Origin of the sequence: Leptospira johnsonii, from assembly GCF_003112675.1 — a bacterium.
GTDB classification, from domain to species: domain Bacteria; phylum Spirochaetota; class Leptospiria; order Leptospirales; family Leptospiraceae; genus Leptospira_B; species Leptospira_B johnsonii.
In genome coordinates, this window is the sequence record NZ_BFAY01000011.1 from 1,076,576 (window position 1) to 1,090,647 (window position 14,072).

The window sequence follows — 14,072 nt, forward strand, 5'->3', positions numbered from 1 at the left end:
TATGGGAGCGATTCCTGAAGCAAATTATAAGATCATAACTCCGGAAAAACACGAATCTTTGATCAAAGAGAACGGAATCAAAGACGGAGTTTGGAAATTACAAGCAGAAGCAGTCATCATAGGTTCCGGTGCAGGAGGAGCGGTGGTCGCGGCCACTCTTGCAAAAGCAGGATGGAAAGTTGTCCTGATCGAAGAGGGCGGATATTTTACTCCTGCAAAATTCACTGGAGATGAGTTTCTTTCCCAAGCCAGATTGTATAGAGATGCTGGATTTATTATTTCGGAAGAACAGACTCTTTCCATTCTACAGGGAAGGACGATCGGAGGTTCTACCACTGTAAATTGGCAAACTTCACTTTATCCTCCTGATTATGTGACCAACGAATGGGATTCCCGTTTTGGTTGGAAAGGTTACGGAAGACAGGAAATGGACGCTTATATTTCCGAAGTCCATGAAAGGATTGGTGTCCACGAAGTTCCTCAAAATCTGATCAATGCCAACAATAACACCTTGATGAAAGGTGGAAAAGCTTTAGGTCTACATCCGGAAGTATTAAAAAATAATAATAGAGGATGTATCGGCCTAGGGCGTTGCGGTTTGGGTTGTCCAATTAACGCAAAACAATCCGCATTCTTAACTTGGATCCCGGATGCGATCGAGGCAGGCGCGACCGTTATCTCCAATATGAGGGCACAATACATCCAAGACGGGGATATAAAAACTGTCGTTGCAGAATTCACACCAGATCCTTACGAAAAGGCTCCAAACAATGTTTTGGAAAAAGTAGTGATCGAAGCTCCTGTAGTAATCGTAAGTGCAGGTGCGATCGAAGGACCTGCATTATTACAAAGATCCGGACTAGGAAACGAGTGGGTGGGAAGAAATTTGAAAGTCCATCCTACAAGCACGAACTTTGCGATCTTTGACGAGACGATCAATATGTTCTCCGGACCTCCTCAATCCGCAGTGATCAAAGACGGTCATAACCAAGACAATACCGGTTATGGATATTGGTTAGAAGTGGCTCCATTCCGTCCTACCTTGGCAAGTTCACTGATCCCTTTTTATGGACAGAAACAATTCGATACTATGAAAAAGTATCCGAACATGAGTGCGGGGATCGTGCTAGTTCGTGACGGTGCAGACGGTGAAGCGAATGCTTCTGTGAAATGGTCTTTAGGAAGAAGAAAAGTATATTTCGAGATCACTCCGACAGACGGTAAAAATCTACTCAAAGGTCTGAAGGCATTAGCCGAAGTCCAAGTGGCTGCAGGTGCAAAGGCAATCGTATTTCCGTTTCCTGATGTGGAAGATCCAATCCCAGTAGATAAAAATTCCAAGTTTGATTGGATCCTGGACAAGAGCATTGAACCTGGAAAGATCGCGATCGGTTCCGCTCACCCTCATGGTTCTATCCAAGCGGCTAAGTCAGCCGACCTAGGTGCGGTAGATCTGGATTTCCAACTCTTCGGCCATAAGAATATTTTTGTAATGGATGCTTCTGTGTATCCTACAGGATTATCCGTAAATCCTCAAATTACGACTATGAGTGTGAATCTGAGAGCCGCAAGAGCCTTGGCTCAAAGAAAGGCAGAGGTTTTAGGAAATAAATAATTCCTTTGAGAAGGCGAGAATTCCACTTTATTCGTGGCGTTCTCTTCCAAAATTGGATAAATGCCTTCCTTCTTTTGTGGTATTCAGAGGGAAAATGTCGGTCTTACTAGTATGACTAGGCCGCTCTTTTCCTTACTGATTTGCTTTAGTATATTCTTCTTTTCCAATTCTGTCTTCGCAGATATGAAAGAAGGTAAAAAAGCTTATTCTAGAAAAGACTACACAGAGGCTCTCAAACAATTCCAAAAATATAACGATGGAAACCCCTCTTCCGGTGAGGCCTGGATGTACATGGGTTATATCTACGAGAGCAGAAAAGATTATACCAAATCCATCCAAGCATTCAAAAAAGCGGTCAGTTTAAACCTTCCTAAAAAGGATCTGGTCAATTCTCTTACAAAGATCATTCTATATCATAATTACCAAAGAGATTATGGAGAAGTGATCTCTTATTCCAATCGATTATTAAAGATCGACCCGGACCTTTCTCATATCCAAAAGATCAGAGCTGCCGCAGAAGAAAGATATTCTTCCGGAGGAAGCTATCGCAAGCCTGTCTATCATGAAGAAGAACCTGAGCAGGAAAGTGTTTCTAGTCTAGAGAAAAAGTTAAAACAGGATCCGAACAATAAAGAGATCCTTTGGGGACTCGCATTAGCTTATTATAATGAAAAAGAATTTGCTAAGTCCGAATCTATTCTTTCCGGATTAGTGAAGAATGAGCCGGAGAATGTGGAGTATGGCTACAAGTACGGAGCACTTCTCGTGCGCATTGGAAATTACGATGATGCGCTTATCGTTCTGAATCGTATAGAACCTAAGATCCCGTCCGAAAGGGAAAAATTACTTTATTATACGCATCTGACCCAAGCGGCCGCTTATCATAAGAAGAAAAATTTCGAAGAAGCTTCCAAGTATTATCGAAAGGCACACGCAAATAAGCATACGGTCCTTCCTTTGATCGGTTTGACCAAAATTAAGTGGCAACAAAAGGATTGTGATAACGCGATCAAAACCGCAGAAAAAGCCCTCGAATACGGAGAAAAAACTAGAGAGATCCGAATGTATATCGGACTTTGCAAGATACAGATCGGCAAAAAAGAAGAAGGTTATGATCTTCTGAAAGAGATCGGTGCTTCCATAGAAAAAGAAAATCCGGAACTAAAAGATCTTTCGGACGTGTATTACGACGGCATCTTAAAACTCGCCAGATATTATACAAATAACGGCAACTACGAAAAGGCTCTCAAATATTTCCATGCTGTCCAACCAGACGAAGAAGAAATCAGAGAATACAATTTCTATTTAGGTAAAACATATTTATACACGGCTTCCGTTGAAAAAGCGATCAACCATTTAGAAAGGGTAGAAGATTCTGCGGGCGCGTATTACTTATTAGCAAAATGTTACGCAGAGAAGAACGATCAAGAAAGGACAATGTCCTATATTAAAAAATCCGGAAGTATCAAATCTTCTTATTGGGTATCTGCGGAAAAAGACAAAGCATTCAAGAAATTCAGATCCGACGAAGGTTTCAAAACATTCTTAGAGACAAGAGCCGGAACTAGAGATCATAAAAAATCGGATGACGATAAAGAAGCCGACGATTCCCAAGATAAGGATTAATCGTTCATTTTCTTTTAGAAAGGACCGTTTCTAGATCCACTTGCCCGGGAGCTTTTGGTTCTCCCAAACAACAATAGGTAAACTGAGATCCTATTTTCTCAGGAAAGATCCTGAATTCTTTTCCGGATTCTCCCATCAGTATTCCGCAGAAACCGATTGGAATATTCTGTTTCGCACAAAGTTTAGAAAGTTTTAGAGCAGAATTTTTGAATTCTTCGGATTCCTGTTCGTTCCTAGGAAGCGCTGCTATCTTAAAGATCCTTTGGAAAGGAAGTTGTGATTTTACAGTCGCTAAAACTTCTTCCGTGACTGGTCTCAAGAAAAATAATAATTCTTCAAAATCTGGAATTCCTGAAAAGCTATGAACGGATCGAATGATCCCAAAACGATCCTCATCAACTCCATTAAAAACGGGATTGTCCTTATCCAATTCCAAATCTATATAATGTTTTCCTGATTCTAACCCGGAGAGTAAGGGTGAGATATTCTCTCTATTCCAAACTCCTAAACTTTTTAGGCTAGAATCTTCTGGTTGTCTATAAGTGAATACACAGGCTGCGTTTAGTTCTTTTATCTTATTTAGGATCCTTTCCGGGGTATCCTTGTCGGAATGGAATTGGTCCAAACGTATCTCTAAAAAATCGGCTTTCGGAAGAGTTTTTAATCCAAAAAACTCCTCTTCATTCAAAGTAAGAATGATCCGTATTTTTTGAGACTCGTTTAGGCTCATCGAGAATTAGAGTCCTTTTTGCAAGAGATCGTGAATGGAGACGATACCGAGTAAAACTCCGTCTTTGGAAACGATTGGAGCTACTGAGATAGGTTTTTCTCTTCTTTCCATAGATTGTAGAACATCGTAAGCCATGATCCCGCTTTCGAATACTGTCGGTTTAGGGTTCATCAATTCTTTCGCTTTGATGGACTTGTCGAGTTTTCCGGCATTTAATAATTTTCTAATATCATAATCGGTTACGAATCCGATCAATTTGCCGTTAGTCTCTACAACTCCTGTTGCACCCACCAGCTTGGTTGTGATCTCTGCAAGAACTTCTTCTAAACTTGCATCGGAACTTACTTTTGCAAGTTTGTCACCTTTTCTCATCACGTCGTCCACTTTCAGAGACAATCTTTTTCCGAGTCTTCCTGCAGGATGATAGAGCGCAAAATCCTCTTTTTGGAAATTTCTAAGTTCCATTAATGCCATTGCGATGGCGTCTCCCAACATCAACGCGATTGTTGTGCTGGAAGTAGGTGCGAGTTCTAAAGGACATGCTTCTTTTAATACCGGTGTTAAGATAACAATATCACAGTCCAAGGCCAATCTGGATTGAGGATTTGCAGTTAAACCTACCAATTTGGCCCCTATACTTTTTATGGTAGGAAGAAGGTTAAGTAATTCTTCACTTTCTCCGCTCTTGCCGATCGCGATGACTACATCGCCTTGTGCTAAAATTCCGGCGTCACCATGTGCCGCATCAGATGGATGAAGAAAATAAGAAGGAGTTCCTGTAGAAGATAGAGTGGACGCGATCTTTTTACCTACGTCTCCGGATTTTCCGACTCCGGTTACGACTACCTTTCCTTTGGATTGGAAGATCAGCTCTACAGCTTTTTCTACATTCGGATCTAGGTTCTCTCTAAAATGAAGAATAGCTTCGATCTCTGTATCCAAAGCTTTTTTAACTTTATCTAATGTATTTCCCACTTCTAATTCTCCTCGTCCGTTTCTAATAGTTCCGAATCCAATTCTAAGGATACTGTAGTATCCATTCCCGAGATGGAAACAAGAATCGACGATTTACTTCCTTTTCGGATTACTCTGGCCCTAATATCTTTAAAAGGTCCGTTCCTGATAAGTACCTTCTTACCCGGAGCCAGCAGCTTTTCCCTTTCGATCTTGATCCTATCGGGATACTCCGTTACAATCTGGCGGACCGCTTCGATATCGTCCTCTTCGATTACGAGAGGAGTTTCGCCGATAGAAATGAATCGCACTGCTCCTGAGGTTTCCAGGACTTTTAGTTTTTCCGTTCTTATATCAATTTTTACGAATACATAAGAAGGAAAAACAGGGACTAAAACCGTTTTGATCCTATCAGACCATTGTTTTTTGGTCGAAATAATCGGCAAGTATTGGGTTATTCCCTTTTTGGAAAGTTCTAACGCTAACTTCTTTTCGGCCCTTGAATTGGTATAAATTGCATACCATGATTTAGAAGATTCACTCATCTGATTCAATACGAAAGGATACAGGAATAATTATGATATTTCCTTCCGGTAGTTGAAATTTCCAGCTAGAAACTGATCTTTTAAAATGAGTTTCGAAAACCTTATATTTGCAAGGTTTGATAGTAGTAATTTTTTTAGCGGTTCCATTAGGTCCGATCACAACTTCCCAAGAACAATCCGATTCCAATCTTTGTTCCAATGCCTCCGGAGGAAAATGGATCTCGTTTTTAAACCTTTCGATCTCCGCTTCCGGAGTACCTGCTAGGCCCGAGTTGGAAGAAGTCTCCGGTCCTTCTCCCTGATTTCTAGGAAGTGAAAAATGTAAACTTGGGATCTGGCCCCTGCTGAGACTGAGTTTGATCTGTTCTGAAAAATTTTCGGGACTTAGATTTCGGACCAAATAGTAAGCTAGAATTAGAACCGCATGGATGGAGAGAGAAATGAAAAAAGAAACTCTGGAACCCATTGGATTAATACGATTTTACAAGTATAATTAATATTGAATTTTTCTTGAATCGAATTTTCAAACTCATAAAACTCTGCCGATGCAATCTTTCGATTCGGTTCACGGCTCTACGGTCGAGATTATTTCGATTTTGATCACCTGCTCCTTTGTAGGTTGGATCACAAACTATATCGCTGTGCAAATGATCTTCTATCCGGTCAAGTTTAGAGGATGGGGAATTTTAGGATGGCAGGGAATCATTCCGAGGCATTCTAAAAAAATGGCCGGGCTTATTTCGGATGTGATGACGGAAAGATTGATCCGCCCTTATGATCTGTACAAAAAGATAGATCCTGTGCAAATTTCGGATCTGATCCGAGACAGGATCGGAGAAAAATCTTCTTCCATAGTCAAAGATATATTTTTTGCGGACAATCCTGTGATCTGGTCTATGGTTCCGGAAGAAGCAAAACAAATTTTAGAAAAAGAGATTAGAGAAGATATTCCAAAAAAGATAGAAGAGATCTACACCTCTTTCGGTAAAAACCTGGAAAGTATATTAGGGATTGGTGATTTAATCAAAGAATCCATTTCGGGCGAAAATGCAAATGTTCTCTCCGAAATTTTCAGAAGATGTGGAGGTCCCGAGTTCAGATTTATTGTTCGTTCCGGGATCTATTTCGGGTTCTTGATCGGCTGTGTCCAAGTCTTATTTATAGCTTACCTAAACCAATGGTGGACCATGCCTCTTATGGGGATTTTTGTAGGTTATATCACCAACTGGCTGGCGATCCTTATGATCTTCTCACCTTTGCAGCCAAAGAACTTTTTATTTTTTAAATACCAGGGACTCTTCTTAAAAAGACAGATAGATGTTTCCAGAGAATTTGCGTCTATGGTCGCTTCTAAAATTTTAAATCCGGAAAGTTTGATCGGAGTGATCTTTAAAGGAAAAGGAGGGGATCTGATCATAACGGAACTTCTTTCCAAATCCAAAGAATTGATGGATGAGAAATTAAAGAAAAAGATCCCCTATGCTTCTTTGATCTTAGGCTCAAAAAAGCTGGAAGAGTTAAAGGAGAAGATTGCGAATTCTATTCTGGAGTTGGTGCCGGAAACTGCGGACAAAATGAAAGACTATATCGAAGAAAGATTAGAGATTGAAAAGTTAGTCTTCCAAAATTTGAGTATACTACCTGCGGAAGAATTCGAGCATCTTCTGCATTCGGTCTTCAAAGAAGATGAAGCCACCTTGATCAGCTTAGGTGCATTTCTTGGAGGTATCGCAGGATGTATCCAAGCATATCTCGTTTTTATAAAATAAGAGTGTGGTCGGTTTTTAGATAGATTCTTCTATAAAATAAACCGAAAGTATTATCTTTTAGGTGGATTTTTTCCGAATTATTTCTCTTTCATATTCCGATTTATTAAAATCAAATAGCTGATCTTCTAAATTCGCTATACCAAACTTGACTTCAAAAAATTACTGAAAATATGAGAAAGAATCTACCGGTTACGGGTCGAGAAATTCAGTTCGCTGAATCGGCGGTAATTATTTCGAGAACCGATCCAAAAGGAAAGATCACTTACGTTTCAAAGGACTTTGCGGATGTAAGTGGTTTTTCGGAAGAGGAGATGCTGGGCCAACCTCATAATATTGTCCGTCATCCGGATATTCCACCCTCCGTTTACGAGAATCTTTGGGACACTGTCCAATCTGGCCAACCTTGGAATGCGATCGTTAAGAATCGCGCGAAGAATGGAGACCACTATTGGGTAGATGCCACTGTTACTCCCGTTCTTGAAAACGGAGTGATCACCGGCTATATGTCTGTTCGTAAGAAGACATCCAGGCAACAAATTGAAAATGCGGAGAAACTTTTTGCGAGATTGAACGGAGAATCGCAACTTCTTAGATCATTCTTTTCTTTTATAAATTCGCTCCGAGCGAAATTCGGATATCTAGGTCTTGTGGCTTTCACATTCGCATGTATATTCGTTCCTTCTTCTTACTTAGGTTTGAAATTATTTTTAACGGATCCAGTCGCTTCTACCTTAACCTTTCTTGCAGTGGTTATAGGATTTTCTCTTTGTTTAAGAGCTATTTATAATCTAAAAAAGAAAATGTCTGAAACCTTAGCAATTGTGGGCAAGGTTGTGAATGGAAATCTTGCCTCTGAATTTCCGAGAAAAGAAGGGGTTGAAGACGCTGACAGAATTTATTCTAGTTTTAGATGTATGACCATTAGTCTTTGGGGACTCTTGGTCCAAATGAAAGAGAACTACCAGAGAAATCTAAAATTGTATGAAGAACTTTTTCAATCGGTAGGTTCTTTCGAAAGAGTTTCTCAAAAGCAGGCCCATGCTGTGCAAGAAACTGCAGCAGCTTCTCACGAGCTTTCTAAAACGATTGATGAGATCGTATTAACTATAAGCGAACAGACCAGAAGTTTATCCAATGTAAACGATAGTATCGGTTCTATCGACGTGTCCTTGGGAGAAACTTCCAAATCGATGCAAAACTTGGAGTCTCAAGCTGGGAATGTGGCGAATAAAGCCGACCAAGCAAAACAGATCTTTAATGAAGCGATCCAATCCATGGAACAGATACGTTCTTATTCGAACGAGATCAATAAGATCGTAAGTATTATCACAAGCATCTCGGAAAGAACAAACATGCTCGCTTTAAATGCTTCCATTGAATCTGCGCGGGCTGGAGAAGCAGGGAAAGGGTTTTCGGTGGTTGCTGATGAAATCTCAAAACTAGCGGAACAAACCAAATCTAGTATCAAAGATATCACTCTTCTTGTAAAAAGTACATCCAACTCGGTGGAAGAAGGCGCTCTTAAAGTGGGACAGTCTGTAGACGTATTCGAAAATCTTCAGAACTATATTGAGGAAGTTCATAACTCTTCATCTAAGGTAAAAAGTCTTTTGCAGGAGCAATCCAAAAGATTGGGAGAAATACGCAGCAGTTCCGATCAGGTTTTGGTTTTAGGAAAAATGATGGCCGGAACTTCGGAGCAACAAAAACTTTCCGCCGGAGAAATTTCGGACTCTATGAGCGCAATTTCCAAATCGGCAGAAGATATTGCTTCTACCTCCGAGAATATTAGACATTCCGTAAAAGATACTCTGGAACATTCCCAAAAATTCGGCGGAATTTTGAGTCATTTTAAAACGGATTGAATTATAAAACCGGCTGATTTTTCATCCGGTTCTTATCCATTTCCCAGTAGGAATTCTCACAAAAAAGCCGATATCTATTTTAGAATGGAGAATCGTTTCCTACGTCTTGCGCTCTTACTCGCGATCATAGTGACTCTTCTTTCCTATTGGAATCATGGATGGGTTTCTTATCTAAAAGACTTCGTGGTTTTTATCCATGAAGCAGGACATGCGATTGCTACTTTGATCTCAGGCGGTTCAGTCCAGATGATTGAGCTGAACGGTGATGAAGCAGGACAGACTGTTGCATCTCCTACATCCGGCAAAAGTCCTTTTATATTCGTAGTCTCTGCCGGTTATTTGGGGTCTTGTTTGGCCGGAGGATTTTTGATCAACAGGGGATTCAAAGGAAGTCTGGTCCGTCCCACTTTGTTACTTTTGGGAGGAGCAGTTTTACTTCTTACTTTGAACTATACTTCTTCCGGGGGACTTGCTCAAAGAACCGGTTTGCTTTGGGGGATTTTTCTTTTGGTCTCATCTTTTCTTCCGTTCGGTTGGGATCGATTGATTACTGTGTTTTTAGGCACTAGTGTGAGTTTATATAGTCTGTATGATCTTTTGGATTTTACCGAGAATGTGCAGAATACCGATGCAGGCATCTTAGCATACTGGGCGACTGGAACTTCTCCAGGCGGGTCGGTTCCGAAATCGGTTTTATTCTTGGGATATTTGATTGCTCTGCTCTGGTCCTTTTTTAGCGTATCCATCATATTCTTTTCATTGAAGCGAGCGGTAGTTCCTCGTCCGGTTCCGGATGAGACTCCTGGATTTGATGAAGGGCCGGTAGTAGGTTTAGACAATCCTTTTCCTGGAGAAGTAACTCCGGAAGTATTGGAATGGTTCTTAAGTAGAGGTTTGGATTTGAACGGTAAACCTCTTCCTCCGGAATTTACGAATATAGAGAGAATTGATGGCTAATAGAGTGCTAGTTACCGGCGGAGCCGGATTTATCGGATCTCATTTATGCGAAAGATTGATACAAGAAGGTAACGAAGTTATCTGCGTTGATAACTTTCATACAGGAAGAAAGAAGAATGTTGAAAAACTCCTTTCCAACCCTCGCTTCGAACTAATACGTCATGATATCACTGAGCCGATCCGACTCGAAGTAGATCAGATCTATAACTTCGCTTGTCCTGCGAGCCCGATTCATTATCAAGCCAACGCGATCAAAACTATAAAGACCAACGTGCTTGGTACTACGAATATGTTGGGACTTGCTAAAAGAGTAAAAGCAAGGATCTTACAAGCTTCTACCAGCGAAGTTTACGGAAATCCGATCGAACATCCTCAAAAAGAAACTTATTGGGGAAATGTAAATCCGATCGGGATCAGAAGTTGTTACGACGAAGGGAAGAGGGTTGCTGAAACTCTTTGTTTCGATTATCACAGAAATCATAAAGTGGACATAAGAGTCATTCGTATCTTCAACACTTACGGACCTCGTATGCTTCCAGACGACGGAAGAGTGGTAAGTAATTTTGTGGTCCAAGCACTTGCAGGAAAAGACATCACAGTTTATGGAGACGGCTCCCAAACTAGATCCTTCTGTTATGTGGATGATCTTGTAGATGGGATCATTAGAATGATGAACACCCAGGATTTCAATGGTCCTGTGAACTTGGGCAACGACGGAGAGTTTACGGTTAAAGAACTAGCGGAGTTAGTTTTAAAAGAGACCGGTTCTTCTTCCAAGATCATTTATAAAACTCTTCCACAAGACGATCCTGCCCGCAGAAAGCCGGATCTGACTTTAGCTAGACAAAAACTGGGTTATGAACCTAAGGTTCCTTTATTAGAAGGAATCAGGAAAACAGTCGATTATTTCAAAAATCACTTGGATTAATCGTTCGCCGAGAAAATCTGGACCTACTTTTCCCATATAAGGGAATTTAACCGAAAAATTGAGTTTCGAGTAGGCTGTATGAATATCGGAGTTTTAAAAGAAGCTAAGGAAGAAACTAGGGTAGCCGTTACCCCGGACGTAGTCGACGCCTTGAAGAAAATCGGTGCTTCTGTCATCATCGAAAAAGGCGCTGGAGAAGGTTCTTATTTCTCTGACGAAGATTATAAAAAAGCCGGAGCGTCCATTCAATCTCGCGCGGACATCCTAAAGAAATCCGACCTAGTTGTGAGCATTCACTTAGCGGACGGAGCAAGCTTATCCAAGATCAAAAAAGGCGCATTCTATTTAGGAATGTTCCAACCTGCGGTCAATCCTCAGGTAATCAAAAAACTTTCTTCCGGGAAAGTTACAGTACTGAGTTTAGATGCGATTGCTCGTATCACTCGTGCTCAATCTATGGACGTTCTTTCATCCCAAGCAACTGTTGCTGGATACAAAGCTGTTCTTCTAGCTTCCACTCATTTGACCAGATTCTTCCCAATGTTGACTACTGCTGCAGGTACAATCACTCCAGCTTCTGTGCTTATCATTGGAGCGGGTGTTGCAGGCTTACAAGCTATCGCAAGTTCCAGAAGATTAGGTGCAGTAGTAGACGTATTCGATACTCGCCCTGAAGTAAAAGAACAGGTTCAATCTCTCGGTGCTAAATTCGTAGAGGTGGAAGGTGCAAGCCACTCCGCAGCTGCGGGTGGTTACGCCGTAGAACAAACTGAAGAGTACAAAAAACGCCAACAAGAGGCGATCGAAAAATTCGCTGCTAAAGCCGATGTGATCATCACTACAGCTTTGATCCCAGGAAGAAAAGCTCCTATCATCATCACTAAAAAGATCGTGGATAGAATGAAAGCTGGATCCGTTGTAGTGGACCTTGCTTCTCCAAACGGAGGAAACTGCGAGTACACTCAACACGGTAAGGTTGTCTTAACTAAAAACGGAGTTTCCGTAATTGGTCACCAAAACCTGGCAGGTTCTCTTCCTTCAGATGCTTCCAAAATGTTCGCTAAGAACGTATTAAATTATCTGAAACTATTGGTTAAAGAAAAGAAGATCAACTTGGACTTAAGCGACGAGATCCTTTCTTCCACCACAATTACTCATGATGGAGAAATCCGTCACAAATTGACTTTGGACGCCTTAGGTGGTTCCAAACAAGACGGGAAGAAGCCAGCGGCCAAGAAAAAAGCCTAAGCTCCCAAAACAGGTTCCTATCAACCACCCTCCGAGCACATCGGAGGGAAAATGGTGGAGAGATAATAATCTTCCGATCCCCGCCAAAAGACTAAGCACTAAAAACCATTCCGGAAAACCGAACAAGAACACTAAGATCAATGCCGCAGTCATCGAATTAGATGCGTGAGCAGAAGGAAACGAATGTTTCATGTCCGGATTTTGATCCACTTTTCCGGCGACGGTGATCAGAGGTCTCTTGCGAGCGATTAACTTCTTTAATACTAAAACAAAACGATCATTTGCATAGGCCACAAGCCCTGCATAAGGGATTACGATCCACCAAGGATAAGGAAGAATTCCCTGGTATGCAGCAAACGCAAGATAAGGAAGAATAAGAACTAACATTATCTCTCCACGATTAATCCTGGAGAGAGTTCTGTTTAGGATCGGAGAGTGAATTTTCTCACGAATGAACACCGCGATTGCATAATCGATTCTTTCGAAAGCGGATAATTTTTCCAAAGTGTTCTTATCCAAGTAAGGATTTCCGTAGGATGGAGATTAGATCTGATCTGGGAACGGAAGATTGGTCTCCTGAGACGATATCTTTCAACTGGACCTTGTTTTCGGAGAGTTCGGATTCTCCTAAGAAGATCAAGAAACGATATCCTTTTTTTTCCGCCGTCTGGATTTGTTTGCCGAGTTTTGCAGACTCAAGCATTGTTTCCACTCCGATTCCTTCTTTCCTAAGTTCTTCTGCAAGTTTCAAAACTTCAGGAAAAATTTTATCGTCCATCAAAGGAATTAAAACAGCATTTTTTGAATTCAGGTCTTTCGGGACCAAGTTGTGTCCTTCTAAAAAGTTTTTGAAGGTTACGTCCCCTAATCCAAAGCCTATTCCGGAAAGTTGTTCGTTGGAGAATAATCCGATCAGGTTGTCGTATCTTCCTCCTCCATACAAAGACCTTCTGTTTTCAGGATTTGTGTCGAACACTTCGAAAATACAGCCTGTATAATAATCGAAACCACGAATGATAGAAGGATCGAATTCGAGCTGGTCTTTGATCCCTAAAGAAGCTAAATCAGAAAATAGGTTTCTAATAAATTCAACAGAAGAAGGATCTATACCTTCCAATTCTCCAATCGTTTGGAGATTTGTTTCTAAATACTTATAGATCAGAGTTAACTGTTTTTCCGGATTGGAAAGTAGAGGTTTGATCTCTTCTTCAAAAGCTTCTTTGCTGATCTTGGATTTTTTATCTAAAAGTTTGGAAACTGCATGAGCTTTTTCGGGAGCTAAAGCCAAGGTTTGGTTTAAGAAGGAATCCAAAATCCCTCTATGAGAAACTTTGATCTGATAACTCCCTTTAGGAGCTTTAAAATTTTCTAAAATTGCATTTGCGATCAGAATGATCTCAACTTCCGCTCTATAGGAGTTAACCCCGAACAGATCCACATTAAGTTGCCAATGTTCTCTTAAGCGTCCTTTGCCAGGTTGTTCGTATCTCCATAAGTTTGGGACGGAAAACCAGCGTATAGGTTTGGCAAGATTTCTAACTTCTCCAGCTACCATTCTTGCCAGAGTGGGAGTCATTTCAGGACGGATCGCAACATGACGATCTCCTTTGTCCGTAAAATCGTACAATTGTCTTTGTACGATCTCTTCTCCGCTTTTTGCTAAATAGAGTTCGAAAGATTCTAGGATGGGGCCGTCGTATTCTTCGTAACCGAAAGATTGGACTGTCTTCCTCATTACGGAAAACATCCAATTTCGGAATCTCATTTCTTCCGGATAAAAATCTCTCGTCCCCTTGTATGGGGCTGTGGGTAAAAAAGCTTTCTGTTTTTCCAAG

At 41.0% G+C, this 14,072-nt stretch carries 13 protein-coding genes; 7 read left to right on the plus strand and 6 right to left on the minus strand.

The window, feature by feature from the left end:
- Position 1: 1 nt before the first annotated feature.
- Both LPTSP_RS13915 and LPTSP_RS13920 read left to right on the plus strand, forming a co-directional pair.
- Positions 2-1,615 carry a GMC family oxidoreductase gene (locus LPTSP_RS13915; protein WP_108929300.1) on the plus strand — a complete coding sequence of 538 codons (1,614 nt, stop codon included), beginning with the start codon at positions 2-4 and terminating at the stop codon, positions 1,613-1,615.
- 111 nt (positions 1,616-1,726) lie between these two features.
- A complete protein-coding gene (locus LPTSP_RS13920; protein ID WP_108929301.1) occupies positions 1,727-3,241 on the plus strand; it encodes a tetratricopeptide repeat protein in 1,515 nt (504 codons plus the stop codon).
- A 4-nt stretch (positions 3,242-3,245) separates the two neighbouring features.
- Here the strand turns inward: LPTSP_RS13920 and LPTSP_RS13925 are convergent, their stop codons facing one another.
- The 4 genes from LPTSP_RS13925 to LPTSP_RS13940 are packed head-to-tail and all read right to left on the minus strand — an operon-like array spanning position 3,246 to position 5,936.
- Positions 3,246-3,971 carry a type I 3-dehydroquinate dehydratase gene (locus LPTSP_RS13925; protein ID WP_108929302.1) on the minus strand — a complete coding sequence of 242 codons (726 nt, stop codon included), beginning with the start codon at positions 3,969-3,971 and terminating at the stop codon, positions 3,246-3,248.
- Between the two features lie 6 nt (positions 3,972-3,977).
- On the minus strand, positions 3,978-4,946 hold the full coding sequence (locus LPTSP_RS13930; protein WP_108929303.1) for a KpsF/GutQ family sugar-phosphate isomerase: 969 nt from the start codon (positions 4,944-4,946) through the stop codon (positions 3,978-3,980).
- Between the two features lie 2 nt (positions 4,947-4,948).
- Positions 4,949-5,470, minus strand: a complete 522-nt coding sequence (locus LPTSP_RS13935) for a UpxY family transcription antiterminator (protein WP_174704467.1) — start codon at positions 5,468-5,470, stop codon at positions 4,949-4,951.
- Positions 5,463-5,936, minus strand: a complete 474-nt coding sequence (locus LPTSP_RS13940; protein ID WP_108929305.1) for an LIC_10042 family TonB-like protein — start codon at positions 5,934-5,936, stop codon at positions 5,463-5,465. Before LPTSP_RS13940 ends, LPTSP_RS13935 begins: the two co-directional genes overlap by 8 nt.
- Positions 5,937-6,015: 79 nt before the next feature.
- Here LPTSP_RS13940 and LPTSP_RS13945 point away from each other — a divergent pair, with 79 nt between their 5' ends.
- The 5 genes from LPTSP_RS13945 (at position 6,016) to LPTSP_RS13965 (ending at position 12,237) form a co-directional block, all read left to right on the plus strand.
- On the plus strand, positions 6,016-7,239 hold the full coding sequence (locus tag LPTSP_RS13945) for a DUF445 domain-containing protein (RefSeq protein ID WP_108929306.1): 1,224 nt from the start codon (positions 6,016-6,018) through the stop codon (positions 7,237-7,239).
- A 170-nt stretch (positions 7,240-7,409) separates the two neighbouring features.
- Positions 7,410-9,104 (plus strand): methyl-accepting chemotaxis protein, encoded by a 1,695-nt coding sequence (locus LPTSP_RS13950; RefSeq protein WP_108929307.1) that lies wholly within the window; start codon positions 7,410-7,412, stop codon positions 9,102-9,104.
- 84 nt (positions 9,105-9,188) lie between these two features.
- The gene (locus LPTSP_RS13955) at positions 9,189-10,061 is read left to right on the plus strand and encodes a M50 family metallopeptidase (protein ID WP_108929308.1); all 873 of its coding nucleotides are present in this window, start codon (positions 9,189-9,191) and stop codon (positions 10,059-10,061) included.
- Entirely contained in the window at positions 10,054-10,989 is a 936-nt protein-coding gene (locus tag LPTSP_RS13960) for a UDP-glucuronic acid decarboxylase family protein (RefSeq protein WP_439957012.1), read from the plus strand. The genes LPTSP_RS13955 and LPTSP_RS13960 overlap by 8 nt, the downstream gene beginning before the upstream one ends.
- A gap of 78 nt (positions 10,990-11,067) precedes the next feature.
- Entirely contained in the window at positions 11,068-12,237 is a 1,170-nt protein-coding gene (locus tag LPTSP_RS13965) for a Re/Si-specific NAD(P)(+) transhydrogenase subunit alpha (protein WP_108929310.1), read from the plus strand.
- On the opposite strand, the gene LPTSP_RS13970 is transcribed toward LPTSP_RS13965, so the two are convergent.
- Together LPTSP_RS13970 and hisS are read right to left on the minus strand one after the other, a co-directional pair.
- The gene (locus LPTSP_RS13970; protein ID WP_108929311.1) at positions 12,184-12,756 is read right to left on the minus strand and encodes a phosphatase PAP2 family protein; all 573 of its coding nucleotides are present in this window, start codon (positions 12,754-12,756) and stop codon (positions 12,184-12,186) included. The genes LPTSP_RS13965 and LPTSP_RS13970 overlap by 54 nt on opposite strands.
- Entirely contained in the window at positions 12,749-14,071 is a 1,323-nt protein-coding gene (gene hisS / locus LPTSP_RS13975) for a histidine--tRNA ligase (protein WP_108929312.1), read from the minus strand. The genes LPTSP_RS13970 and hisS overlap by 8 nt, the downstream gene beginning before the upstream one ends.
- Between the last annotated feature and the right edge of the window lies 1 nt (position 14,072).

Excerpts from the sequence above, each read along its gene's own strand:
- LPTSP_RS13935 (WP_174704467.1), bottom strand. The coding sequence starts at position 5,470 with ATGAGTGAATCTTCTAAATCATGGTATGCAATTTATACCAATTCAAGG.
- LPTSP_RS13960 (WP_439957012.1), top strand. The coding sequence starts at position 10,054 with ATGGCTAATAGAGTGCTAGTTACCGGCGGAGCCGGATTTATCGGATCT.
- LPTSP_RS13940 (WP_108929305.1), bottom strand. The coding sequence starts at position 5,936 with ATGGGTTCCAGAGTTTCTTTTTTCATTTCTCTCTCCATCCATGCGGTT.
- LPTSP_RS13965 (WP_108929310.1), top strand. The coding sequence starts at position 11,068 with ATGAATATCGGAGTTTTAAAAGAAGCTAAGGAAGAAACTAGGGTAGCC.
- LPTSP_RS13950 (WP_108929307.1), top strand. The coding sequence starts at position 7,410 with ATGAGAAAGAATCTACCGGTTACGGGTCGAGAAATTCAGTTCGCTGAA.
- LPTSP_RS13920 (WP_108929301.1), top strand. The coding sequence starts at position 1,727 with ATGACTAGGCCGCTCTTTTCCTTACTGATTTGCTTTAGTATATTCTTC.
- LPTSP_RS13945 (WP_108929306.1), top strand. The coding sequence starts at position 6,016 with ATGCAATCTTTCGATTCGGTTCACGGCTCTACGGTCGAGATTATTTCG.
- LPTSP_RS13955 (WP_108929308.1), top strand. The coding sequence starts at position 9,189 with ATGGAGAATCGTTTCCTACGTCTTGCGCTCTTACTCGCGATCATAGTG.
- LPTSP_RS13915 (WP_108929300.1), top strand. The coding sequence starts at position 2 with ATGGGAGCGATTCCTGAAGCAAATTATAAGATCATAACTCCGGAAAAA.
- LPTSP_RS13925 (WP_108929302.1), bottom strand. The coding sequence starts at position 3,971 with ATGAGCCTAAACGAGTCTCAAAAAATACGGATCATTCTTACTTTGAAT.